At 69.6% G+C, this 21,920-nt stretch carries 21 protein-coding genes, 1 tRNA gene and 2 pseudogenes; 15 read left to right on the plus strand and 9 right to left on the minus strand.

The window, feature by feature from the left end:
* Positions 1–33 precede the first annotated feature (33 nt).
* The 3 genes from ABD289_RS19960 to ABD289_RS19970 all read left to right on the plus strand — a co-directional run bounded on the left by ABD289_RS19960 (position 34) and on the right by ABD289_RS19970 (position 2,283).
* A complete protein-coding gene (locus tag ABD289_RS19960) occupies positions 34–507 on the plus strand; it encodes a (2Fe-2S)-binding protein (protein ID WP_344134958.1) in 474 nt (157 codons plus the stop codon).
* Entirely contained in the window at positions 504–1,325 is an 822-nt protein-coding gene (locus tag ABD289_RS19965) for an FAD binding domain-containing protein (RefSeq protein ID WP_344134962.1), read from the plus strand. The genes ABD289_RS19960 and ABD289_RS19965 overlap by 4 nt, the downstream gene beginning before the upstream one ends.
* 91 nt (positions 1,326–1,416) lie before the next feature.
* On the plus strand, positions 1,417–2,283 hold the full coding sequence (locus ABD289_RS19970; protein ID WP_344134965.1) for a DUF72 domain-containing protein: 867 nt from the start codon (positions 1,417–1,419) through the stop codon (positions 2,281–2,283).
* A 76-nt stretch (positions 2,284–2,359) separates the two neighbouring features.
* On the opposite strand, the gene ABD289_RS19975 is transcribed toward ABD289_RS19970, so the two are convergent.
* The 3 genes from ABD289_RS19975 to ABD289_RS19985 all read right to left on the minus strand — a co-directional run bounded on the left by ABD289_RS19975 (position 2,360) and on the right by ABD289_RS19985 (position 5,112).
* A complete protein-coding gene (locus tag ABD289_RS19975) occupies positions 2,360–3,094 on the minus strand; it encodes a protein phosphatase 2C domain-containing protein (protein WP_344135075.1) in 735 nt (244 codons plus the stop codon).
* On the minus strand, positions 3,091–3,534 hold the full coding sequence (locus ABD289_RS19980) for a hypothetical protein (RefSeq protein ID WP_344134969.1): 444 nt from the start codon (positions 3,532–3,534) through the stop codon (positions 3,091–3,093). The genes ABD289_RS19975 and ABD289_RS19980 overlap by 4 nt, the downstream gene beginning before the upstream one ends.
* Before the next feature lie 81 nt (positions 3,535–3,615).
* Positions 3,616–5,112: a potassium/proton antiporter gene (locus ABD289_RS19985; RefSeq protein WP_344134972.1), complete on the minus strand. Its 1,497-nt coding sequence runs from the start codon at positions 5,110–5,112 to the stop codon at positions 3,616–3,618.
* A 281-nt stretch (positions 5,113–5,393) separates the two neighbouring features.
* Between ABD289_RS19985 and ABD289_RS19990 the strand changes: the two genes are divergently transcribed.
* The 7 genes from ABD289_RS19990 (at position 5,394) to ABD289_RS20020 (ending at position 11,845) form a co-directional block, all read left to right on the plus strand.
* A complete protein-coding gene (locus tag ABD289_RS19990) occupies positions 5,394–6,689 on the plus strand; it encodes an acyl-CoA dehydrogenase family protein (protein WP_344135078.1) in 1,296 nt (431 codons plus the stop codon).
* A 67-nt stretch (positions 6,690–6,756) separates the two neighbouring features.
* Positions 6,757–7,965, plus strand: a complete 1,209-nt coding sequence (locus ABD289_RS19995) for an acyl-CoA dehydrogenase family protein (RefSeq protein WP_344134975.1) — start codon at positions 6,757–6,759, stop codon at positions 7,963–7,965.
* A 203-nt stretch (positions 7,966–8,168) separates the two neighbouring features.
* Positions 8,169–8,891, plus strand: a complete 723-nt coding sequence (locus tag ABD289_RS20000; protein WP_344134978.1) for an alpha/beta hydrolase — start codon at positions 8,169–8,171, stop codon at positions 8,889–8,891.
* Between the two features lie 307 nt (positions 8,892–9,198).
* The gene (locus ABD289_RS20005; RefSeq protein ID WP_344134981.1) at positions 9,199–10,179 is read left to right on the plus strand and encodes an ABC-2 transporter permease; all 981 of its coding nucleotides are present in this window, start codon (positions 9,199–9,201) and stop codon (positions 10,177–10,179) included.
* A 53-nt stretch (positions 10,180–10,232) separates the two neighbouring features.
* The gene (locus ABD289_RS20010; protein WP_344134984.1) at positions 10,233–10,622 is read left to right on the plus strand and encodes a GntR family transcriptional regulator; all 390 of its coding nucleotides are present in this window, start codon (positions 10,233–10,235) and stop codon (positions 10,620–10,622) included.
* A 2-nt stretch (positions 10,623–10,624) separates the two neighbouring features.
* Positions 10,625–11,470: an ATP-binding cassette domain-containing protein gene (locus ABD289_RS20015; protein WP_344134987.1), complete on the plus strand. Its 846-nt coding sequence runs from the start codon at positions 10,625–10,627 to the stop codon at positions 11,468–11,470.
* 201 nt (positions 11,471–11,671) lie between these two features.
* The gene (locus tag ABD289_RS20020) at positions 11,672–11,845 is read left to right on the plus strand and encodes a hypothetical protein (protein WP_344134990.1); all 174 of its coding nucleotides are present in this window, start codon (positions 11,672–11,674) and stop codon (positions 11,843–11,845) included.
* Positions 11,846–11,852: 7 nt separating this feature from the next.
* Here the strand turns inward: ABD289_RS20020 and ABD289_RS20025 are convergent, their stop codons facing one another.
* From ABD289_RS20025 to ABD289_RS20050, 6 genes and pseudogenes are all read right to left on the minus strand, one after another.
* Positions 11,853–12,107 carry a Clp protease/crotonase-like domain-containing protein gene (locus tag ABD289_RS20025; RefSeq protein ID WP_344134993.1) on the minus strand — a complete coding sequence of 85 codons (255 nt, stop codon included), beginning with the start codon at positions 12,105–12,107 and terminating at the stop codon, positions 11,853–11,855.
* Between the two features lie 58 nt (positions 12,108–12,165).
* Positions 12,166–12,591, minus strand: a pseudogene (locus ABD289_RS25380) (enoyl-CoA hydratase-related protein); the annotation flags it as partial.
* A 304-nt stretch (positions 12,592–12,895) separates the two neighbouring features.
* Positions 12,896–12,968: transfer RNA gene (locus ABD289_RS20035), tRNA-Ala, on the minus strand.
* Positions 12,969–13,116: 148 nt separating this feature from the next.
* Positions 13,117–13,680: a DUF305 domain-containing protein gene (locus ABD289_RS20040; protein WP_344134999.1), complete on the minus strand. Its 564-nt coding sequence runs from the start codon at positions 13,678–13,680 to the stop codon at positions 13,117–13,119.
* A 66-nt stretch (positions 13,681–13,746) separates the two neighbouring features.
* The gene (locus ABD289_RS20045) at positions 13,747–15,129 is read right to left on the minus strand and encodes an LVIVD repeat-containing protein (RefSeq protein WP_344135003.1); all 1,383 of its coding nucleotides are present in this window, start codon (positions 15,127–15,129) and stop codon (positions 13,747–13,749) included.
* Between the two features lie 293 nt (positions 15,130–15,422).
* Positions 15,423–16,511 carry a 3-deoxy-7-phosphoheptulonate synthase gene (locus tag ABD289_RS20050; RefSeq protein WP_344135006.1) on the minus strand — a complete coding sequence of 363 codons (1,089 nt, stop codon included), beginning with the start codon at positions 16,509–16,511 and terminating at the stop codon, positions 15,423–15,425.
* 719 nt (positions 16,512–17,230) lie between these two features.
* Between ABD289_RS20050 and ABD289_RS20055 the strand changes: the two are divergent.
* The 5 genes and pseudogenes from ABD289_RS20055 to ABD289_RS20075 form a co-directional block, all read left to right on the plus strand.
* Positions 17,231–17,455, plus strand: a pseudogene (locus ABD289_RS20055) (hypothetical protein); the annotation flags it as partial.
* Positions 17,456–17,480: 25 nt separating this feature from the next.
* On the plus strand, positions 17,481–18,524 hold the full coding sequence (locus ABD289_RS20060; protein WP_344135012.1) for an FkbO/Hyg5 family chorismatase: 1,044 nt from the start codon (positions 17,481–17,483) through the stop codon (positions 18,522–18,524).
* Between the two features lie 274 nt (positions 18,525–18,798).
* Complete coding sequence (locus ABD289_RS20065; RefSeq protein WP_344135015.1) at positions 18,799–20,178, plus strand: glycosyltransferase; 1,380 nt, start codon at positions 18,799–18,801, stop codon at positions 20,176–20,178.
* A 245-nt stretch (positions 20,179–20,423) separates the two neighbouring features.
* A complete protein-coding gene (locus ABD289_RS20070; protein WP_344135018.1) occupies positions 20,424–21,596 on the plus strand; it encodes a cytochrome P450 in 1,173 nt (390 codons plus the stop codon).
* Positions 21,597–21,658: 62 nt separating this feature from the next.
* On the plus strand, positions 21,659–21,856 hold the full coding sequence (locus tag ABD289_RS20075; protein WP_344135021.1) for a ferredoxin: 198 nt from the start codon (positions 21,659–21,661) through the stop codon (positions 21,854–21,856).
* Positions 21,857–21,920 lie beyond the last annotated feature (64 nt).

Below are 21,920 nucleotides of genomic sequence, written 5' to 3' on the forward strand. Positions count from 1 at the left end.
AGCGACCTGAGGACCACGCTTAGGAGTTCGTTCGTGCAAGTTTCGATCAACGTCAACGGCGGGCAGCAGAGCCACGAGGTCGAGGACCGCACGCTGCTCGTCCAATACCTGCGGGACGACTGCGGTCTGACCGGCACCAACATCGGCTGCGACACCACTTCCTGCGGCGCCTGCACGGTGCTGCTCGACGGGGAGTCGGTGAAGTCCTGCACGGTGCTGGCCGCGCAGGCCGAGGGCCAGGACGTCACCACCATCGAGGGCCTCGGCGAGGGCGAGGAGCTGCACCCGATGCAGCGCGCCTTCCAGAAGGAGCACGGTCTGCAGTGCGGCTACTGCACGCCGGGCATGGTGATGGCCTCGGTGTCCCTGGTCGAGGAGAACCCGAACCCCACCGAGGAGCAGGTGCGTTCCGGCCTGGAGGGCAACCTCTGCCGCTGCACCGGTTACCACAACATCGTTCAAGCCGTGCTGACCGCGGCCAAGGAGAAGCAGGGGGCCGCCGAATGATCCCCGCCGCGTTCACCTACAAGAAGGCCAACACGGTCGACGAGGCGCTGAACCTGCTGGCCGAGCACGGCGATGACGCGAAGCTGCTGGCGGGCGGTCACTCCCTGCTCCCGCTGATGAAGCTGCGGTTCGCCGTGCCGGAGGTCCTGATCGACCTCAGCGGTCTGCAGGGCCTGTCCTACGTGCGCGAGGAGGGCTCGCAGGTCCGCATCGGCGCCCTGACCCGGCACCACGACCTGGAGCACTCCGCCCTGCTGCAGCGCGAGGTTCCGCTGCTGGCGCACGCGGCGGGCACCATCGGTGACCCGCAGGTGCGCCACCGCGGCACCATCGGCGGCTCGCTGGTGCACGGCGACCCCGCCTCGGACCTGCCCGCGGTGGCGCTCGCGCTGGACGCGGTGCTGGTCGCGCAGGGCCCGTCGGGCACCCGGGAGATCGCGGCCACCGAGTTCTTCACCGACTTCTTCGAAACCGCGCTCGGCGAGGACGAGGTGCTGGTGGAGATCCGGGTGGACAAGAACCCCGCCCAGGGCTGGGACTTCCAGAAGTTCACCAAGCGCGCCATCGACTGGGCCATGGTCGGCGTCGCGGTGTCGGGCAACCGGGTCGCCCTGGTCAACATGGGCCCGACTCCGATGCGCGCCGCAGGCGTCGAGGAGGCCCTGGCCGCTGGCTCCAACCCGGCCGGGGCGGCCGAGCGCGCGGCCGAGAACACCTCCCCGCCGGACCAGCCGGGTGCCAGCGCCGATTACCGCGCGCACCTCGCCAAGGTCCTGGTCCGCCGAGCCCTCGAGGCGTCGGCGACCCGGCAGGGCTGAGCCGCCGAAGGTGTCCCCGCACGGCCCGGCGCCGTGCGGGGACGCCCTTTTCGTCGCGCGTCCGCGAGCCGCCGAGCGCTAGCGTGGGGTGATGACCGGTCGCGTTCGCGTGGGCACCTCGGGGTGGGTGTACGCGCCCTGGCGCGGGCCGTTCTACCCGCAGGAGCTGAAGCGCGCGGAGGAACTGGGGTTCCTCGCCGAGCGGATGAGCAGCGTGGAGATCAACGGCTCGTTCTACTCGTTGCAGCACCCGGAGAGCTATCGGCGCTGGGCGGAGCAGACGCCCGACGACTTCGTGTTCGCCGTCAAGGGCAGCCGGTACATCACGCACATGAAGCGGTTGCGCGACGCCGAGACGGCGTTGGCGAACTTCTTCGCCGCCGGTGTCCTGGCGCTCGGCGGCAAGCTGGGACCGCTGCTGTGGCAGCTGCCGCCATCGCTGAGCTACGAGCCCGAGCGGCTGGCGGCGTTCTTCTCCCGGCTACCGCGCAGCAGCGCGCAGGCGGCCGACCTCGCCGCACGCCACGACGAACGGCTGGCCGGCCGGGCGCTGACCGAGACCGATGCGGATCGCCCGCTGCGGCACGCGCTGGAGGTCCGCCACCCGTCCTTCGCCCGCCCCGAAGCCGTGGAGCTGTTGCGGGAGCACGGGATAGGGCTGGTCGTCGCCGACGCCGCCCGCGACTGGCCGCACCTCGAGGACGTCACCGCCGATTTCGTCTACGTGCGCCTGCACGGTTCCCAGGAGCTCTACGCGAGCGGCTACGACGCGGCGGAACTAGACCGCTGGGCCGGCCTGATCACCGGCTGGAGCCGAGGCGACCACCCCCGCACCGAGCACACCATCACCGCACCGCCCAACGACCACGAGCCCCGCGACGTCTACGCCTACTTCGACAACGACATCAAGGCCCACGCCCCGCACGACGCCATATCCCTCACCACCCGCTGCCCCTGACCGGGCCGGTGACAGTTTTGCCTAAAACTGTGCGCGCTCGGCGCCCGAAATGTCCGGACAGTTTTAGGTAAAACTGTCAGCCTCGCCGGCTCCAGCAGATCGCTGTGGCGTCGTCGTGGGGCTTCGCGCGGCTCGGGGGTGTTGTGACTTCCGATCGGCGGACCTGGGTGAGGAGTTCCTCCGGCCCGTGTTCGGTCAGCAGGTCGAGGAGGGTTGGCCAGGTGGCCTTGGCGAAGAGTTCGACCTGACGGGAGGCGCCGTCGGTGAGGAGGGCCGCGCGGCCGAACGGCGGGAGCGTGCCGTGGCGGGCCTGGTGGGCGGCTTCCGGTTCGGTCGAGGCGACCCAGAAACCGTCCGGATGGTTGCGCAGCCGGGTAACGGTGTCCAGCGCGCGGTCCGGCAGGTGGTCGAGGCGGTCGTCGATGATCGTGCGGACCTCGCCGTCGATCTCGAGAACCAGCGGGCTGTCGGCCAGCACCAGGTATTCCGTCTCCGCGCGCAGGCGCAGCACCGTCGCCGTGGCCGACGGGCTGGACGGGTTGGCCAGGTCGCAGGTATCCGCGTGCGCCGAGCAGGTGCGCTCGATCGCCTCGGCGAGCAGGTCGGCAAGCGGTGCGTCGCTGATCGTCAGCAGCCGCGCGAGCTCACCGCCGAGCCGATGCACCAGCCAGACTACGTCGTGCGCGCAGCCGCTGTCGACGCCTGCGGCAGGCGTGGCGCCGTCCAGCACGAACGCCCAGTCCGGGCCGATGGCGAAGTGGTCCTCGTTGCGCCGCCCGGGAGCTGCCAGCGTGGCACCGGTCGCGCTCAGTGGTCGTCCTCGTGGAAGAACAGCTCCTCGAGGTGGTCCGCGGTCTCGGCCACGAAGTTCAGCGGGTCGACGAACTCGTTGATGTCCAGGTTGACCAGCGGGAGCGCGTGCCGCAGCACCAGGTGATCGCCGATGATCACCGCCCCGCACACCGCCGAGACCTGACCCAGCTCCTCGAGCACCTTGCGCATGTCCGCATCGGATGCCCGGCCGACGACCGAGACCAGCTGAACCCAGTCCTCGCTGTTGTCCAGCCGCTCGTGGCACACGATCACGATCTGGCTGCGGTCGTCGTCGTACTCGACGAGGATGCGGATCTCGTCGTCACTGGACTCGATGACGCGGAACTCGACATCCTCCTCGCGCTCGTCGTCATCGGACTCCGGCGCGGGCCGGTACTCGGAGCTGATGAACGAACGCAGGTCCTGCCAGGTCGCCATGGGTTCCCTCCCGGGCGGGTTCGCGAGCCGACGCGATCTTATGCCCGCGCGCTCCCGCCGGGGCAGGGTTCCGGCGCGATCTCAGGCCGGATCGCCGCGCTCTCCGTACCAACCGGCAAGCCTGCCGCGGCGGCTCACCGCGCGAACGCGGCGCTCGGTGGCCTCCCGCTGCCGCGCGGTGGTGACGATGAACAGTTCGTCGCCGGTCTCCAGCACGGTCTCCGGGACCGGCACGAAGGTGCGCCCGTTGCGGATGATCAGCGTGACCACCCCCGGGTCCGGCAGGCGCAGCTCGCGGATGGAGACGGAGTGGAGCTCGGACCCCTCCGGCACGGACGTGGACAGCAGCTCCGCGTCCAGCACGTCCAGCGGCGCCGCTTCGACCTGGATCTCGCGGGTGGCTTCGCGGGGGAGGAGGCCGAGCCGCTTCGCCAACGGCCGCAGGCTCGGTCCCTGCAGCAGGGTGAAAACCATGACCAGCACGAACACGATGTCCAGCAAGCGGTCGCTGCCCGGGACGCCCTGCACGACCGGGAAAGTGGCGAGCACGATCGGCACAGCACCGCGCAACCCCGCCCAGGACAGGAACGCCTGTTCGCGCCACGGCATCCGGAAGCCCGCGAGGGAGACCACCACCGCCAGCGGCCGGGCCACCAGCAGCAGCACCAGCCCGACGATCAGCGCGGGCAGGGCCTCCGCGGGCAATCGGCTCGGACTCACCAGCAGCCCGAGCAGCACGAACAGCGCGATCTGGGCCAGCCAGCCGAGACCTTCGGCGAACGAGCGCGTCGCCGAGCGGTGCGGCAGCCCGCTGTTGGCCAGCACCACCCCGCACAGGTACGCCGCGATGAACCCGCTGGCGTTGAGCGAACCGGCGGCGGCGAAGGCCACCATGCTCAACCCGAACGTGGCCAGCGGGTAGAGCCCCGAGGCGGGTAGCGCCATCCGGGGCAGCGTCACCGCACCCAGCCAACCGAGGCCGACGCCGATCACAACACCCGCGGTCAGCTGGTAGCTCAGGCCCGAGACGAAGTCGACCGGGTCCAGTTGCAGCGGCACGGTGCTGAACAGCAGCACCAGGATCACCGTCGGCGCGTCGTTGAACCCGGACTCGGCCTCCAGCAACCCGGCCAGCCGCCGCGGCAGGGGGAGCACCCGCAGCACGGAGAACACCGCGGCCGCGTCGGTGGAGGACACGATCGCCCCGAGCAGCAGTGCCAGTTGCCAGTGCACCCCGAGCAGGAAGTGCGCCCCGAGCGCGGTGACCATCACGCTGATGCCGACTCCGGCGGTGGCCAGCATCCCGGCGGGCGCGAGCAGCTTCCGCACGTCCTGCCACTTGGTGGTCAACCCGCCTTCGACGAGGATGACCGCCAGCGCGGCGGTGCCCAGATTGCGCGCGAGCTCGGCGTTGTCGAACTCGATGCCGATCCCGCCCTCGCCGAGCAGCACCCCCAGCGCCAGGAACAGCAGTAGGCTCGGCAGCCCGACCCGGTGCGCCACCCGGGTCGCAACGATGCTCGCCAGCAGCACCAGGCCGCCGGCGAGCATCCCTAGGTTCAGCTGCACCAGGCTCATCAGTCCCCCACTTCCGCCCGAAGTGTCCGGTGATCCTAACCGCCGACACGGCGCTACCCCATTTCCCGCAACGGGCACGAGGCCGCATCGAGTCGGGGAATGCGCTGTTCGGAGGCCTTTCCTCGGGCACGAGGGGGCGGTGAGGGGACTCACTGGTGCACCGCTGACCGCAAGAGTTATTTTACTCTTGAGTAGATAACGCCCGGCCAAGGTCGGCCGATTGGAGACGCACCGTGTCAAACGTCCAACGCGGACAGGCCGGCGCGCGCAAGCGCGACGCCATGGGCCTGGGCCTCGCCGCTATCGCCAAGATCGCCAGCGCGCCGATCATCGACAAGGTCGGGCTGCGCAAGCAGTTCGAGAGCCTGGTGCAGAACGGCACGCGCACCGGCTTCCGCGCCGCCGGGGCGGCGTCCCGGCAGTTCAAGAAGGCGCAGAACCTGGACAAGCCCGCTCGGCTGAGCTCGGCGCCGTCGAAGGACCTCTTCGACATCGAGCCCGACGAGGAGCAGGCGCTCATCGCGGAGACGGTCCGCGAGTTCGCCGCCGAGCAGCTGCGACCGGCCGCCTCCGAGGCCGATGCCGCGCTCACCACGCCGGAGGACCTGCTGGAGCGCTCGGGCGAGCTCGGACTGACCTCGGTCGGCATCCCGGAGTCCCTCGGCGGCATGGGAACCGAGCGTTCCGCCGTGACGAACTCACTGGTCACCGAGGCCCTCGCGCACGGCGACATGGGTCTGGCCGTGGCGATCCTCGCCCCGTCGGCGGTCTCCACCGCGCTCACCCAGTGGGGCGACGAGGAGCAGCAGGCCACCTACCTGCCCGCCTTCGCCGGCGAGCACGTCCCGGCCGCGGCGCTGGCGGTGCAGGAGCGGGCCGCGCTCGGCGATCCGTTCAAGCCCGCCACCGAGGCCGAGCGCACCGCGAACGGCTACCGGCTCACCGGCGTGAAGTCGATGGTCCCGCGCGCCGCCCAGGCCGAGCTGTTCATCGTCTCGGCGGACCTGCAGGGCAACGGCCCGGCTCTGTTCCTGGTGGAGTCCTCCAGCAACGGCGTGTCCATCGAGGCCGAACCCGCGATGGGCCTGCGCGGCGCGAGCACCGGCAAGCTGCACCTCGAGCAGGTCGAGGTCGGCTCGGGCGCGCTGCTCGGCGAAGGCGCGGCCGAGGTGTTCACCGACATGGTGCGGCTGTCCCGGCTCGCCTGGGCATCGCTGGCGGTCGGCACCGGCCAGGCGGTGCTCGACTACGTGATCCCCTACGTCAACGAGCGCACCGCGTTCGGCGAGCCGATCAGCCACCGGCAGGCGGTCGCGTTCAACGTCGCCGACATCGGCATCGAGCTGGAGAGCATCCGGCTGACCACCCTGCGCGCCGCGGCGCGCGCCGAGCAAGGGCTGCCGTACGCCCGCGAGGTCGCGCTGGCCCGGAAGCTGGCCGTGGACAAGGGCATGTTCATCGGCAGCGCGGGCGTGCAGCTCCTCGGTGGCCACGGCTACACCAAGGAGCACCCGGTCGAGCGCTGGTACCGGGATCTGCGGGCGATCGGCGTGATGGAAGGCGCGGTCCTGGTGTGAGGACCGCGGGCAGCCCCGAACCGTCGAACGCCGCGGTCCTTCCGCCAGCTCCCAGAGGAGAATTCCGATGATCAATCTTGAGGTCCCGAAGAAGGCGCGCGGCCTGGTCAACCAGGCCTACCAGGCCGCCTCCGAGGTGTTCCGCCCGATCTCGCGCAAGTACGACCGCCTCGAGCACAGCTACCCCAAGGAGCTCGACACCCTCGCCGCCCTGCTGGACGGCCTGAACACCTCCGGCGAAGGCGGTGCGGGCGCCGCGGGCGTGCGCAAGGAGGAGGACAAGGCCGCCAAGGGCAACCGCAACGGCTCCAACCTGAACCTGGTGCTCGGCACCATGGAGATGTGCTGGGGCGACCTGGCGATGCTGCTGGCCATGCCGCGGCAGGGCCTGGGCAACGCGGCGATCGCCTCGGTGGCCAACGAGGAGCAGGCCGAGCGGTTCGCCAACGTTTGGGCGGCGATGGCCATCACCGAGCCGAGCACCGGTTCGGACTCGGCCAACATCACCACCACCGCCGAGCTGGACGGCGACGAGTACGTCCTCAACGGCGAGAAGATCTTCGTCACGGCGGGCGACCGCGCGGACACCGTGGTGGTCTGGGCGACGCTGGACAAGTCCCTGGGCCGCGCCGCGATCAAGTCCTTCGTGGTGGAGAAGTCCCGTCCGGGCATCAAGGTGGAGCGGCTCGAGCACAAGCTCGGCATCAAGGCCTCGGACACCGCGGTGATCCGCCTGGACAACTGCCGGGTCCCGAAGGAGAACCTGCTGGGTTCCCCGGAGATCGACACCAAGTCCGGTTTCGCGGGGGTCATGCAGACCTTCGACAACACCCGCCCGCTGGTCGCCGCCATGGCCATCGGCGTCGCCCGCGCGGCGCTGGAGGAGACCCAGCGGATCCTGGCCGAGGCCGGAGTCGCGATCGACTACGACCGCCCGGCCAACGCCCAGCCCGCGGCCGCGGCCAAGTACCTGGAGCTGGAGGCCGACTACGAGGCGGCCTACCTGCTGACCATGCAGGCCGCCTGGATGGCCGACAACCGCAAGCCCAACTCGCTGCAGGCCTCCATGGCCAAGGCCAAGGCGGGCCGCTCGGTCGTCGACGTCACCCTCGGCTGCGTCGAGCTCTGCGGAACCATCGGCTACACCGAGGAGTCGCTGCTCGAGAAGTGGTCGCGGGACGCCAAGATCCTCGACATCTTCGAGGGAACCCAGCAGATCCAGCAGCTCATCGTGGCCCGCCGCCTGCTTGGGAAGTCGAGCGCCGAGCTCAAGTGATCCCGCGTCGGCCGCCGGAGCCCGCTGCGGTTCCGGCGGCCGAGGCGCTTGCGGGCCGCGTGGTGTGGGAGTCAGCTCGAACCGCGGCGGGTCCTCCGATGTCGTCGAGCGAGGACAGCCGCAGCGCGGCGCCAACGGCGGACTGAACCGTCCTTCGGGCAATTCGGATGCCGGAGGGCGCGCTCGGGCATTACGCTCCGGTCATGGGTTTCGAGGAATACGTCACGCAGCCGTTCGTCCTGCCGCTCGAACCGGTAGACGCCGAGCGCGACGGTGAGGTGGACCTCTACCTGCCCGATGACGAGGGCCCGCAGCCCGCCGTGGTGTTCGTGCACGGTGGTCCGCTGCCGCCCGAGCTCTCCATCGCCCCGAGCGAGTGGCCGGTCTTCCGCGGCTACGGCGCGCTGGCCGCCACGCGCGGGGCGGTCGGCGTGGTCGTCGACCACGGCCTGCATTCCCCCGCCCACTACCCGAAGGCCGCGGACGAGGTCGCCGCGGCCGTCGAAACCGCGCGAGCGCACCCGCGCGTGGACGCCGACCGGATCGCGTTGTGGTTCTTCTCCGGTGGCGGCCCGATGCTGGCCGACTGGCTGCGAAACCCGCCCGACTGGGTGCGCTGCCTCGCGGCGTCCTACCCGGTCGCGGCAACGCCGCCGGAGTGGCACGTCGACGCCCGCTTCAACCCGATCGAGGCGGTCAACGCCGGTTCCCCGCCCATCGTGCTGACCCGCGCGGGCAAGGAGAACCCGGACATCGCCAGCACCGTCGAGGCCTTCGTCGAGGCCGCCCGCGCCAAGGCGCGCCTGGAGATCATCGACGTGCCCAACGGGCAGCACTCCTTCGACACCCTCGACCACACCGAGGAATCCCGTCGCGCGATCGAGCAGGCCTTCGACCTGGTGCTCCGCATCAGCCGCTTCGACTGAGCGCGTCCGCATCGCTCGACCCTCCCCCTTCCCCGCACACGTGTGTGCTAGATTTCCACTAGTTCATTAGTGGAATGACTATTTGCGCCTGGGGGTAGGCCGTGACCGAGGAAGGACCGGTGCGAACGCATCGGCTGAGCAACGGGTACCGGAGCGGCCGGGCACTTCCGGACCGCTCGCCGGAGGAGCACGAGACCGCCGTCCCGGCCGGGGCCGAGGCGGGCGCGCTGTCTGGGGGTCAGCGCGCCCGCACGGCCCCGGGACACCGTCGCCGACGCCTCCCGCGCGCGAACGCGGAGGTGGCGGCATGATCTGGGTCGCTTGGCGGCAGCACCGCACGCACGTCCTCGCCATGACCGCTCTCCTGCTGCTGGGCGGAGGCGCGATCCTGGCGTTGTGGGCGAACATGGCGCACCACATCCAGTCCGCGGGACTGGCGGAGTGCCTGACCGTCGAGTCCGTCGGCGGCCCCTGCCAGCGGGGGCGGGAGGAGTTCCAGCAGACCTGGTACGACACGCTGCGGCTCGCCCAGTTCGGCGTGCTGGCGCTGCCGGTGCTGCTCGGCGTGTTCAGCGCCGCACCGCTCTTCGCGCGCGAGCTCGAGAACGGCACGGACGTGCTGGCTTTCACCCAGTCGGTCAGCAGATTCCGCTGGATGGCGACCAAGACCCTGATGGTGCTGGTGCCCTCGTTGATCGCGGTGCTCGCGATGCAGTGGCTGGTCAACGGCTGGGTGGCCGGTGCGGGAATGCTGGGGCCGCTGCGCGCGGGGACCTTCTCCTTCCCGATCGTCGACACCACCGGTCCGATGCCGACGGCACACCTGCTGTTCTCCTTCGCCCTCGGAGCTCTGCTGGGCGCGGTGCTCCGACGCTCGGTGCTCGCGATGGCCCTGACGTTGGGCGGGCTGCTGGTGCTGCGCCTGACGGTGAGCAACTACGCCGAGAAGGCGCTGCCGCATACGCGGCTGACCTCCTCGGACGCGTTCACCCCGGCGATGCGGGCCGCGGACGTCTCCGCCCCGGACGTCAAGGTGACCGGGGCCGGGTACCTCGGGCCGGACGGGCGGCCCGCAGAACTCTCCTTGAACGCCATGCGGGCCTGCGCGAACCAGGGCGGGCAGACCCACGTCGCGTGCTTCGAGCGCCAGGGCATCGTCGCCAGCTACGCCGACGTCATCCCGATGTCGGCGTTCCCCCACTTGCAATGGGCGGAGTTCGCGATCTTCACCGCGGCGGCCGCGCTGCTGCTGGCGGCTACCGCGTGGACGCTGCGGCGACAGCGCTGAGCGGGCCCGCGGGTTGCGCGCTCGGAAGGGCTCGGGCACCTATGCTGCACCACATGATCGAGTTCCGGATCGACCGTCGTTCCGGGGTTTCCACCTACGTCCAGATCGTTCAGCAGGTCAAGCAGGCCATGCGGTTGGGATTGCTGGAACCCGGTGACCGCCTCCCCACCGCGCGCGAGGTGGTGGAGGCGACCGCGGTCAATCCGAACACCGTGCTCAAGGCCTACCGCGAGCTGGAGCGCGACGGGCTCGTCGAGGCCCGGCGCGGGGTGGGGACCTTCGTGACGCGGTCGCTGGCCAACGAGCTGACCACCGCCGAAGGACCGATGCGCAGAGAACTGGCCGACTGGATGAGCCGCGCCAAGAGCAGCGGCCTCGACACCGAAGCGGTCGACGCCTTGTACGCGGCCGTCCGAGACGAGCACTTCCAAGAGGAGTCCTGACGATGAGCGCTTTGAGCACCAGCGGACTGGGCAAGCACTTCGGCGGCCCGTGGGTGATCCGGAATTGCGAGGTGCGGATCCCCGAGGGCAAGGTCGTCGGACTGGTCGGTTCGAACGGGGCCGGCAAGAGCACGCTGCTCTCGTTGACCGCCGGCCTGACCGCGCCTTCGGTGGGCACCCTGCGGGTCTTCGGCGCCGAGGTGCGCGGCCGCATCCACCCGGACGCGGCGTTGCTCGCCCAACACCGCCCGCTGTACTCCGATTTCACCGTCGGGGAGATGGTCCGCGCGGCGGCGAAGATGAACGAGCGCTGGTCGGCCGAGCGCGTCGAGCAGGTGCTCGACGCGCACCCCGGGCTCGACCGCGACGCCCGCGTCGGTTCGCTGTCCAGGGGGATGCGCACGCTGCTGGCGCTGGCTCTGGCCCTGGGACGGCAGCCGAAGCTGCTGCTGCTCGACGAAGTGCTGTCGGACCTGGACGTCCTGGCCCGGGACGACGTCCTCAAGCTGGTCATGTCCGACGTCGCCGAGCGGGGGACGACGGTGCTGATGGCCTCGCACGTGTTCTCCGACCTGCGCGACGTCTGCGATCACCTCGTGCTGATGCACGCGGGCCGCGTGCTGCTCGACGGCGATGTCGAACAACTCCTCGACCAGCACCGCGAACTGCTCGGCCCGGCGGGCGAGGTCCCCGCGGCAGGCGCGGTGATCCACACGAGCGGGACCGCCAGGCAGCAACGCGCCCTCGTCCGCGCGCCCGGACCGGCCGCCGAGGGCTGGGCCGCCCAGAGACCCGCGCTCGACGCCCTGGTCGCCGACTACCTGCGCGCAGGCCGGAACGAGCCGTGAACCGGTACCCACGACTGATCGAGAGCTCCACCCGATCGCAGACCCGCACCGGCTCCACCCGGTGACGTGACCTCTCCGGACGTCAAGGCGGGGCAACGAATGGAGTTCGTCCCTCCCGGAAGGCGGGTTCGCGGGTTAGCGTGACCAGCCATGGGCGGGCGAAGAAGCTGGCTGTTACGGGCGCGGCGCGAGGCACGAGGCTTGTCGAGGCGGACGCTGCTCCTGCAGGCGCTGCTGCTGTGCGCCGCCACCGTCGTCCTGCTATCGATCCTGGTGACCGGCCGCTCGTCCGCACCGGTGCCGACGGTGGCGATCGCGGTCCTCTGCCTCGGGTTGCTGGTCGCCGTGCTCCTGGAAGCGCTCCGACGGCACTAGCCCCGACTCAGCGCCCGGTGAAAACGGCGTCGCGGCGCTCCGCGAAGGATCGGATCCCCTCCGCTCCGTCCTCGGTGGCCAGCAGCCGAGCGATGTCCGGGCGCAGCCGCTCGATCGCCGCGCTCTCGCCGTGCTCGCGGGCCCGGTGGGCCGAGTCCAGCACGGTGCGCACCCCGAACGGCCCGGACTTCTCGGCGATCGTGGTGGCGATCTCCGCGGCGCTCCGCACCGCCGCCGGGCCGTCTTCGGCGATCTCCTGCACCAAGCCCAATTCTGCGGGCCTCGGCCGCGTCGAATTCGTCTCCGGTGAGCACCCACCGCATCGCGTTGCCCCATCCCGCTTGTTCGGGGAAGCGCACCGTCGCACCTCCGAAGGGGTAGATACCCCTTCGGATCTCCAGCTGAGCGAAACGCGCGTCCTGGGACGCGATCCGGATGTCGGCCGCCAGCAACAACTCGATCCCGAGCGTCATCACCCAACCCTGCGCGGCGGCGACCACGGGCTTCGACCAGGGCCCGTCCAGCCGCCAGGGATCGCGCCCGCCCTCGGGCAGGGGGAACTCGCCCGAAGCCAGTTCCCCGCCCACGTCGACCATGTCGAGACCACCGGTGAAGTGGTCGCCGTGCGCGAACAGCACACCGCACCACAGCTCGTCGTCCAGCAACCCGTAGGCCGCAGCCAGCTCGTCGAGCAGCTGCGGCCGGTGCGGACGCGCGACAGTTTTGCCTAAAACTGTGAGGCCCACCGCACCCGAAACGCCCGGACAGTTTTAGGCAAAACTGTCGCGGGACGACGAGAGCGCAGGCACCAAAGAGATCACGACGTCCCTGCGCAAAGCCCCTTGAAGAAGGCAACCCGGGATCGCATCGTTCTCGACCTCTAACGGTGACGCTCGCGGGTGCCCGCCTCGGTGAGCAGCTGCGGCAGCGCGGGGAGCTTCGGGGATCCGCTGCCGGAACGTTGACCGCAGGAGCGTGCGGGGACCGAGTCCCGCAACCCGTGCATGTAAGGAGGCGAGCGCTCTGCGTGAGCACTCGCCTCCTTGTGCGTGGAGCTGAGGGGATTCGAACCCCTGACCCCTTGACTGCCAGTCAAGTGCGCTACCAGCTGCGCCACAGCCCCGTGTTCTGTTGGTCCGGGATGTTCAGCTGTTCGTCACCGCTCATCCCTTGCGCCAATACGATACATGAGCCCGCGCGCGGGCTGTTCGGGGGGCCCGACCACCGAACGCCCGGGCCGTCCGCGACGGCCCGGGCGCCGTGCGCTCACGTCACATGGACTCGCGCATGTCGCGCATGATCGCGAGCTGAGCCTTCTGAGTGGACATCATGTCCTGGGCCATCTGGTTGAGCTCCTGGTCGCTGCCGTTGAGGATCACGTCCCTCAACATCACGACCGCGCCGTCGTGGTGCGGGATCATCAGGTCCAGGAACATCCGGTCGAACTCGGCTCCGGACAGCGTCGCGAGCCGGTCCATCTCCGCCGCGGTGGCCATGCCCATCTGCTCGAGCATCTCGGGCTTGGCGAGCAGGTCCTGGTAGGCGGCCTCCGGATCGGTAACCGGCAGGCCGTTGCGGCCCTGCCATCCCTGCATCATCCGAATCTCCAGGCCCTGTTCGGTGTGGATGCGGTCGGCCAACGACTTCAGCTCGGGGTCGGCCGCGCGGTCCGGGGCCAGCTCGGACATGAGGATCGCCTGGTAGTGGTGCGGGATCATCATCCGGGTGAACTCGGCGTCGACGTCGTTGTACGTCTGAGCGGCCGCGCTCGCGGTCCCGGCACCGAGCAGGCCTGCCAGCAGAACCACCAACAGGGACAACTTTCGCAGGAACATCGCCTGCTCCCTTCCGAACGGCCTGCCGCCGGGCCCGGTGACGACCGGACCCGGCGGCAGGGCGGATCATTCGGGGTACGAGTACTGCGTCTGAGGGTTGAGCACGTCCAGCTGGACCTGCTCGGCCTGGCCCATGCCCGGACCGGTCACCTTCATGACGTCCAGGCCGCGGGTCATGTCGCTGGAGTAGACGTAGCCGTTGTAGTAGTACGCCGACCAGGAACCGCCCATGGCCAGGGTGTCCTCGTCGATCGGACCGCGGTCGAAGTAGCCGATCTCCTTCGGCGCGGTGGTGTCGGTGAAGTCGAAGAACGACACACCGCCCTGGTACCAGGACTGCACGTAGACGTTGCGGCCCGGAACCGGGATCAGGTTCCCGTTGTGCGCCACGCAGTTCTCGGTGTCGGCCTGGTTGCGCGGGATCTTGTAGTAGCTCTGGAACTCGAGCTGGCGATCGTCACCGCTGCCGGTGATGTTGTAGATCGCGTCCGCACCGCGCTTGGGCCCGACGTCGTCGTTGCAGGTCGGCGCACCGCCGCCACCGAGCTCATCGGTGAACAGGACGCTCTTGCCGTCGTTGGTGAACGTCGCCGAGTGGTAGAACGCGAAGTTCGGGTCCTCGACCGTGGTGATCACCCGCGGCTCGGCGCGGTCGGAGATGTCCATCAGCGCGCCGTCGCCCATGCAGGCACCACCGGCGAGGTCGTGCTCGGGGAAGACCGTGATGTCGTGGCAGCCCGCGGTACCCGCCGCACCGCCGTCGGGGAACAGCACCGGCTCGGCGACGACCTTCGCGTCGGCCGGACTGCCGGCCGGGACGTTGATGATCGAGATCGAGTCGTGCGGCGGCTGGCAGTTCGGGAACGCCGGGTCCGGGTTGTACGACGAGACGTAGAGGAACACGTCGTCGGTGCTCTTGCCCGGAACCATGGTGTGGGTGTGCGAGCCGCAGTTGGTCTTGATGCCCTTGACGTAGCGCGGGTTCGCCTTGTCGCTGATGTCGAAGACCCGCATGCCCTCCCAGGAGTTCGGGTCCTCGTAGGAGCCCTGCTCGCTCTGGCAGGTGGCGTCGGTGCGCGCGTAGTCCACGGACATGAACAGCAGGCTGCCGTCCGGGCTCACCGACACGTCGCCCTGCCCGCCCGGGCAGTGCACCTGGGTGACGGTCTCCGGCTTCTGCGGCTTGGAGATGTCGTAGACGGTGAAGCCGTCGTAGGTGCCCTGAATGGCGTAGTTCTGGTAGAACGCCAGATCGCTGTGCGTCGACTCCTTCAGCGGCCCCTGCCGCGGCACGTTGGCCACCGGGTGGACGTTGTTGCTGTGCTGCACGTCATCACCCGGCGGCTGGGCGGCGGCGGACGGCACGGTCAGCGCCAGTCCGGCCACGGCAGCTGCCAAGCCGAGCGCGAGCGGCCTTCGGGATCGCCGTCGGCCACGTAACTCCAGCATTCGGTCAACCTCCCTGAAATCCCCAGATCAGGACTCGCCAGGCGAGCCGGAAAATCCCGGATTTTCCGGCGAAGATCGTTACACGCCCGAGCGACCCCCAACAGGGCGCAGCACTCGGTTTACCCAGGTCGCAGCAACCACAACGAACGCTCAGCCCAACCTCGAATCCCCCGAACGACCGATCAACCCGCCTCCGACGCCCTGTGCCAGCTCGGCCATTCGACAGTTTTGCCTAAAACTGTCCGGGCATTTCGGCGCTGGATTTCACAGTTTTAGGCAAAACTGTGAAATCCTCAGCGGCGGTTGGTTCTCACCGCTGCGGCGAGCCGGTCGAGGAGGGCTTCCGTGGTGGGCCAGTCGAGGCAGGCGTCGGTGATGCTGCGGCCGTAGGCGAGCGAATCCGCCTCGCCGAGGGCGAGGTCCTGGCGGCCGGCGGCCAGGAAGCTCTCCAGCATCAGGCCGACGATGCCGCGCTCGCCGGCGGCGATCCGGTCGGCCAGTTCGGCGATGACCGCGGCCTGAAGCTCGTGGTCCTTGCCGCTGTTGCCGTGGCTCGCATCGACGACGACGCGCTCCGGCAGACCCGCCGCTCGCAGCCGGGCCAGGACGTCGGAGACGGTGGCGGCGTCGTAGTTCGGCCCGCCCGAAGTTCCCCGCAGGATGACGTGGCAGTCCTCGTTGCCCGCGGTGGTCAACAGCGCTGCCAGCCCGTCGGCGGTGACCCCGGAGAACACGTGGCTCGCCGCGGCCGCGCGGGTGGCGTCCACCGCGACCTGGACATCGCCCTCGGTGGAGTTCTTGATGCCGACCGGCATGGACAGCGCGCTGCACAGCTGCCGGTGCACCTGGCTGGCCGCGGTGCGGGCGCCGATCGAACCCCAGCTCACCGCGTCCGCGATGAACTGCGGTGTGATCGGGTCGAGGAACTCGCAGCCCACCGGAAGGCCGAGCGCGCCGATGTCGAGCAGCAAGCGACGGGCCGCGCGCAGGCCCTTGTTGACGGCGAAGCTGCCGTCCAGGTCCGGGTCGTTGATCAAGCCCTTCCAGCCGAGCGTGGTCCGCGGTTTCTCGAAGTAGACCCGCATCACCACGTGCACCTCGTCTTGCACGACGGCCGCGTGCCGGGCCAGGCGCCGGGCGTAGTCCAGCGCGGCATCCGGGTCGTGCACCGAGCAGGGGCCGACCACGATCAGCAGCCGATCGTCGCGCCCGGCCAGGATGTCGGCCGCCGCGCTTCGGCCGTGCGCCACCGTCTTGGCCACGGCGGGGTTCATCGGATGTTCCTGCCGCAGGAGCGCAGGCGAGATCAGCGGGTCGACGGCTGTGATCCGCTGGTCGTCCAGCTCGGGAGAGGCATCCGCAGGGCCTGCGATCAGAGTCATGGCGGGGAGTTCCTTTCGGTGACCGGCCCGCGCCGTGGCAACCGTCGAGCCGATCTCGTCGATCCGGTTCGAGGCGGAGGGACAGCGTGCGGCGGGAGGGACTCCGCGGGCAGGCCATCCCGGGTCGCCCGCCGGAGCAGAACAACGGCAGCCGCGCTGCTACGACTCGGGCACCGTAGCACCCAGCGCTAACCGCTCGGCTGCCGAAACCGCGCGCTTCAGGAGTGCGACCCCGGAGATCACCACGACTCCGGGCAGATCATCCACATTGGACTCAAGCAGCACGTCGCACCTGCGCACGTCCGGTCGATTCCGCCAACCCGAGCGCCGCGGAGCGACCCGCGCGCCACGATTCGCCACCCCCTTCGCCGCGGTCCTGCGCCGCCATCCCGGAGCGCCACCAGAATCCGGCATTTCCCTAGTCATCCGCGCCGTAGGGTGCTGTCGTGCTGCGCGCCAGACCTCGCATGGAACGACGGCTGGGAGATGACCCCGGAGGCGCCTTTCCCGGGATTCCCGCAAGTCAGCAGAGCCGGCATGCGCGATCCGGCACAGCGGTGCACCTGCCCGCAATCGACCACTGTGGACAGATCGCGGGCGCCGGCCCGACATCCGGACGTCGCCTGCTGCACGCGGGCACTTGGGAGGCCTGAGCGGTGTTCAGTCGTGTCGCCATCGTCAACCGCGGAGAGGCCGCGATGCGCATCACCAAACGGCAGGAAGAACTCGCCGCAGCCAGCGGGAGCGACCGGGCGGCGCTGAACAGCCGGCGCACCGAGGAGCAGCCGGCCGTGCGAGCGGAGGAGCTCGGCGAGGTCGCCGCGGAATTCGACCAGATCCACAGCATCGAACGCGCCGTCGAAGTCGGCTCCGTCGACGCCATCATCAGCGCAGCCGACCTCCGCCCCCGCATCATCGAAGCCCTCGGGCACGGCACGAACTGACATTGATCCCTGGAGCGAACTTTCCATGACAGAGCAACAGATCGTCGACCTGCCCGCTTCGAAGTTCCTGGCCTTGGACGACGTCGACGAGCAGCTGCCTCGCGAGAAGAACGTGCTCGGCGTCATCAACTACACCTCCAGCGCGGCCGACCCCGAGGTCTCGCGCGGGCACCTGCGGGTCGACATCCACATGGCGGGCTCGGAGGCGGACGGTTTCGCCGAGGTCTGGACGACCGATCGCCCGGTGGAAACCGGGGAGTTCGGCGGAATCGGCTACGCGCACGACGACGAGTACCTGCTGTGCGCGGGCCGCATCGCACCGGCCGAGCACTACGCCGAAGGCACTCGCGTCGCCTACCAGGCCATGCTGGAGCTGATGGACAGCCTCGGCTACAAGAACTGCGTGCGGATGTGGAACTTCGTCAACCACATCAACGAGGACAACTCCGAGGGCATGGAGATCTACCGGGACTTCTGCAAGGGCAGGGCAGAGGCCTTCGAGCTGTTCCACTTCGGCGACACCTCGGTTCCGTCCGCCACCGGGATCGGATCGCTCGGCGGCGGCATCGCCTTCTACGTCCTCGCGTCCCGCTCCGCCGCGCTGATCCCGATCGAGAACTCCAAGCAGATCTCCGCGTACAACTACCCGAAGCAGTACGGCCCCCGGCCGCCGAAGTTCGCCAGGGCCACCTACCTGAGCACCACCGGCGCCGACCGCATCTCCGGGCAGATCTACGTCGCGGGCACGTCGAGCATCCGCGGGCACGAGACGTTGTTCGCGGGCGACGTCGAGAAGCAGACGCTGCTGGCGCTGGAGAACATCGCCCACCTGGTCGGTCCCGAGAACCTGGCCGACTACCAGATCGAGCAGCGCAACGCGCTCGCCGACCTGGACACCATCAAGGTCTACGTCCGCCACCGGGACGACATCCCCGCGGTCCAGCGGATCTGCGCGGAGCACTTCTCCCCGGACGCCCAGGTCGCCTACCTCAACGTCGACGTCTGCCGCTCCGATCTCTCGGTGGAGATCGAGGGAATCGTCCACGCCGCGAACCGGGGCGCGGCGTAGCGATCGGGCGCGCTCCCGGATCCGCCGCACGGCCCAGAACTAGGGCTTCTCCTCGACCTTGCCGCGCAGCCGGGACAACCCGAGACCCCGTCCGGCAGGCTTGCGCTCGGAGGTGCCACGTCGTCCCGCCAATGCCGAAGGGTGTTCCAGGAGATGTTTCGGTTCGCGGCTGGCGTGACCGCGCGGGTGGCGGACCCCCGGATGCCGCCGCGACGCAGGCTGAGTCCCACACCGCATGCGGCTGCCGCCGCATACTGAAAGGACCCCCGTACCCATGAGCTCGACTCAACGGCCGATCCTGTTCGTCAGCCTGCCGGAGAGCGGTCTGCTGAACCCGATGCTGGTCCTCGTCGAGGAGCTGTCCCGCAGGGGCGTGCCGGATCTGTGGTTCGCCGCGGACGAGAAGGCACGAGCCGACGTGGAGGCCGCCCAGGTGGACTCTCCCGTGCAGTTCTTCTCCCTCGGTGACGTGATCCCCGAGATGTCGTCGATCACCTGGGACGACGAGACGTACCACCGGGTCACGCAGCGATCCCGCTTCAAGGCCCATCGCGCGGTGATCGAGCAGACCCACCGGCCCGACCTGCGGGTGGACAAGTACCGCAAGCTGGAGGAGGCCGTCGAGAAGGCGCAGCCCGCGCTGATGGTCATCGACTGCCTGTGCCAGTACGGCCACGAGCTGGCGATCACGAAGAAGATCCCCTTCGTGCTCAGCGACACCTTCGTGCCGAGCAACCTGGTCACCTCGGCCGTGCCGATCGGCAAGTCGTACACGCCACCGGACTTCCCGGTGCCGCACTCCGGGCTGCCGCAGGCGATGAACTTCCGCCAGCGCCTGGCGAACCGGCTGTTCAAGTGGCGAACGATGTCCATGGTCTTCTCCCGGATGATGAAGGAGCGCAACGCTCTCGACGCGCAGGTGCGCGCCGAGCTCGGTGTCGACCCGGCCGCGTTCGGGCAGTTCAGCCGGGTGGAGAACGCCGAACTCGTGCTGTGCTACGCGGTTCCGGAGATGGACTACTCCTTCGAGATCCCCGAGATGATCCGCACCGTCGGCGCGATGATCCCGCCGCTGCCGCAGGCGCCGGAGAACGAGCTCGGGCAGTGGCTGGACGAGCGGAAGTCCGTCATCTACGCCGGTTTCGGCACGATCACCCGCCTGACCGCCGAGCAGGTCCGCTCCTTCGTGGAGATCGTCCGGCGCCTGGAGGGCCAGCACGACGTCCTGTGGAAGCTGCCGAAGGACCAGCAGGACTTCCTCCCCGAGAACCTTCCGGACAACCTCCGGATCGAGTCGTGGGTGCCGTCCCAGCTGGACGTGCTGGCGCACCCCAGCGTCACGCTCTTCTTCACCCACGGCGGCGGCAACGCCTACGGCGAGGGCCTGTACTTCGGCAAGCCGATGGTGATGCGGCCGCTCTGGGTCGACTGCTACGACCAGGCGGTGCGCGGCCAGGACATCGGCGTGAGCCGCACCCTCGACGACCCGCGCGCCATGGACCCGGACGACGTCCTGGACAAGCTGCACAGGGTGCTCGGCGACAGCTCCTTCCGGGAGCGCGCCGAGCACCTGGGCGAACTCCAGCGCGCCGCGGGAGGCCGCAGCGCTGCGGCCGACCTGATCCTCGACCTGCCCGTGCTCGCGGCGGAGTGATTCCACGATGAATCCCCGTTCGCGGAGCGTCGCGACGAGCCGCGAGCGGCGGGCACCGGCGTCGACGCGCACCCGCTCTCCGAACCGATGAGCCAGCAACCCGACCACTTCGATCCGAACCGGCCGTCGCCGAACGCGAGCCGCTTCAGCGCGCACGGCCCGCACCTGCCCACGCACGCCGAACTCACCGACGATGACCAGGAAAGCGTCGCGCGGCGGGTTCGCAGCTTCCACGGGGTTTCATCATGAGCACAGAGGCAGAGCCGGTCCCGTTCATGCTCCGCAGGCCGGGCGTTTCGTTCCCGCCTCCGGAGTACGCGCAGTTCCGCAACCAGCAGGGGCTGATCCGGGCCGCGTTGCCCACCGGCGACACGGTGTGGCTGGTGACCAGGCACGAGGACGTGCGCGAGGTCCTCACGGATCCGCGGATCAGCTCGAACCCGGCGCACGAGGGCTTCCCGGCGCCCGGGCGCACCGGCGGCGTCCCGGCCGCGAGCGAGGTGCCCGGCTGGTTCGTGGCCCTCGATCCGCCCGATCACACCAAGTTCCGCAAGCTGCTCCTGCCCGAGTTCACGGTGCGCAAGATCCGGGCGCTGCGACCCGCGATCGAGGCGATCGTCGACGAGTCCATCGACGCGATGCTCGCCAAGGGCGACGGCGCCGACCTCGTCGAGGACTTCTCGTTGTCGGTGCCTTCCCTGGTGATCTCGGCGCTGCTCGGCGTGCCGAAGGTCGATCGCGGCTTCTTCGAGTCGAAGACCAAGATCCTGGTCACGATCGGTTCCACCGACGAGCAGCGCGACGAGGCGAGCAAGCAGATCCTGCGCTACCTCAACAGGCTCGTCTCGATCAAGCGGAAGCGTCCCGGGGACGATCTGCTCAGCAAGCTCGCCGCGAGCGACGAACTGTCCGCCCAGGAGCTCTCCGGTGTCGCGATGCTGCTGCTCATCGCCGGGCACGAGACGACGGCGAACAACATCTCGCTGGGCGTGCTGACCCTGCTCTCGCATCCCGAGTGGATCAACGACGAGGGAGTCGTCGAGGAGCTGCTGCGCTACTACTCGGTGGCCGACGTGGTGGCGCTGCGGGTAGCGACCGACGACGTCGAGATCGGCGGGCAGCCGATCAAGGCGGGCGAGGGCATCGTCCCGCTGGTCGCGGGCGCCAACCACGACTCGACCGTCTTCGAGCGGCCCGACGAGTTCGACCCCTCCCGCTCCGCGCAGGGGCACGTGGCCTTCGGGTACGGCGTGCACCAGTGCCTCGGGCAGAACCTCGTGCGGCTCGAGATGGAGGTCGCCTACTCGAAGCTGTTCGAGCGCATCCCGACGCTGGAGATCGCCGTGCCACCGGACGAGCTGCCCTTCAAGTACGACGGGGTCCTCTTCGGGCTGCACGAGCTGCCAGTCCGCTGGTAACGGCCGGCTCGCGCGGCGCTGAAGCAGCCGACCCGCAACTCCCCGCAGAAAGGTGAGGAAGTATGACTCGGATCGTCGTGGACAACACGCGGTGCGTCGGAGCGGCGCAGTGCGTGCTGACCGCTCCCGATCTCTTCGACCAGGACGATGACGGCCTGGTGATGGTGCTGGAGGAGAACCCGGGCACCGAGCGCGTGAAGTCGGCCAACACGGCCGCCACGCTGTGCCCGTCCCAGGCGATCACCATCCAGGAGAGCTGAGGAGGCATTTCAGTTCGGGGTTCGCGTGGCGGTGCGGTTGGCGGAACCTGACGTGCCGTGTGGC

The sequence above is a fragment of the Saccharopolyspora halophila genome (assembly GCF_039531955.1).
GTDB classification, from domain to species: domain Bacteria; phylum Actinomycetota; class Actinomycetes; order Mycobacteriales; family Pseudonocardiaceae; genus Saccharopolyspora; species Saccharopolyspora halophila.

Bases quoted from the DNA above. Each gene is read 5' to 3' on its own strand.
- ABD289_RS19965 (WP_344134962.1), top strand. From the start codon at position 504: ATGATCCCCGCCGCGTTCACCTACAAGAAGGCCAACACGGTCGACGAG.
- ABD289_RS19970 (WP_344134965.1), top strand. From the start codon at position 1,417: ATGACCGGTCGCGTTCGCGTGGGCACCTCGGGGTGGGTGTACGCGCCC.
- ABD289_RS19980 (WP_344134969.1), bottom strand. From the start codon at position 3,534: ATGGCGACCTGGCAGGACCTGCGTTCGTTCATCAGCTCCGAGTACCGG.
- ABD289_RS19985 (WP_344134972.1), bottom strand. From the start codon at position 5,112: ATGAGCCTGGTGCAGCTGAACCTAGGGATGCTCGCCGGCGGCCTGGTG.
- ABD289_RS19990 (WP_344135078.1), top strand. From the start codon at position 5,394: ATGGGCCTGGGCCTCGCCGCTATCGCCAAGATCGCCAGCGCGCCGATC.
- ABD289_RS19995 (WP_344134975.1), top strand. From the start codon at position 6,757: ATGATCAATCTTGAGGTCCCGAAGAAGGCGCGCGGCCTGGTCAACCAG.
- ABD289_RS20000 (WP_344134978.1), top strand. From the start codon at position 8,169: ATGGGTTTCGAGGAATACGTCACGCAGCCGTTCGTCCTGCCGCTCGAA.
- ABD289_RS20005 (WP_344134981.1), top strand. From the start codon at position 9,199: ATGATCTGGGTCGCTTGGCGGCAGCACCGCACGCACGTCCTCGCCATG.
- ABD289_RS20010 (WP_344134984.1), top strand. From the start codon at position 10,233: ATGATCGAGTTCCGGATCGACCGTCGTTCCGGGGTTTCCACCTACGTC.
- ABD289_RS20015 (WP_344134987.1), top strand. From the start codon at position 10,625: ATGAGCGCTTTGAGCACCAGCGGACTGGGCAAGCACTTCGGCGGCCCG.
- ABD289_RS20040 (WP_344134999.1), bottom strand. From the start codon at position 13,680: ATGTTCCTGCGAAAGTTGTCCCTGTTGGTGGTTCTGCTGGCAGGCCTG.
- ABD289_RS20045 (WP_344135003.1), bottom strand. From the start codon at position 15,129: ATGCTGGAGTTACGTGGCCGACGGCGATCCCGAAGGCCGCTCGCGCTC.
- ABD289_RS20050 (WP_344135006.1), bottom strand. From the start codon at position 16,511: ATGACTCTGATCGCAGGCCCTGCGGATGCCTCTCCCGAGCTGGACGAC.
- ABD289_RS20060 (WP_344135012.1), top strand. From the start codon at position 17,481: ATGACAGAGCAACAGATCGTCGACCTGCCCGCTTCGAAGTTCCTGGCC.
- ABD289_RS20065 (WP_344135015.1), top strand. From the start codon at position 18,799: ATGAGCTCGACTCAACGGCCGATCCTGTTCGTCAGCCTGCCGGAGAGC.
- ABD289_RS20070 (WP_344135018.1), top strand. From the start codon at position 20,424: ATGAGCACAGAGGCAGAGCCGGTCCCGTTCATGCTCCGCAGGCCGGGC.
- ABD289_RS20075 (WP_344135021.1), top strand. From the start codon at position 21,659: ATGACTCGGATCGTCGTGGACAACACGCGGTGCGTCGGAGCGGCGCAG.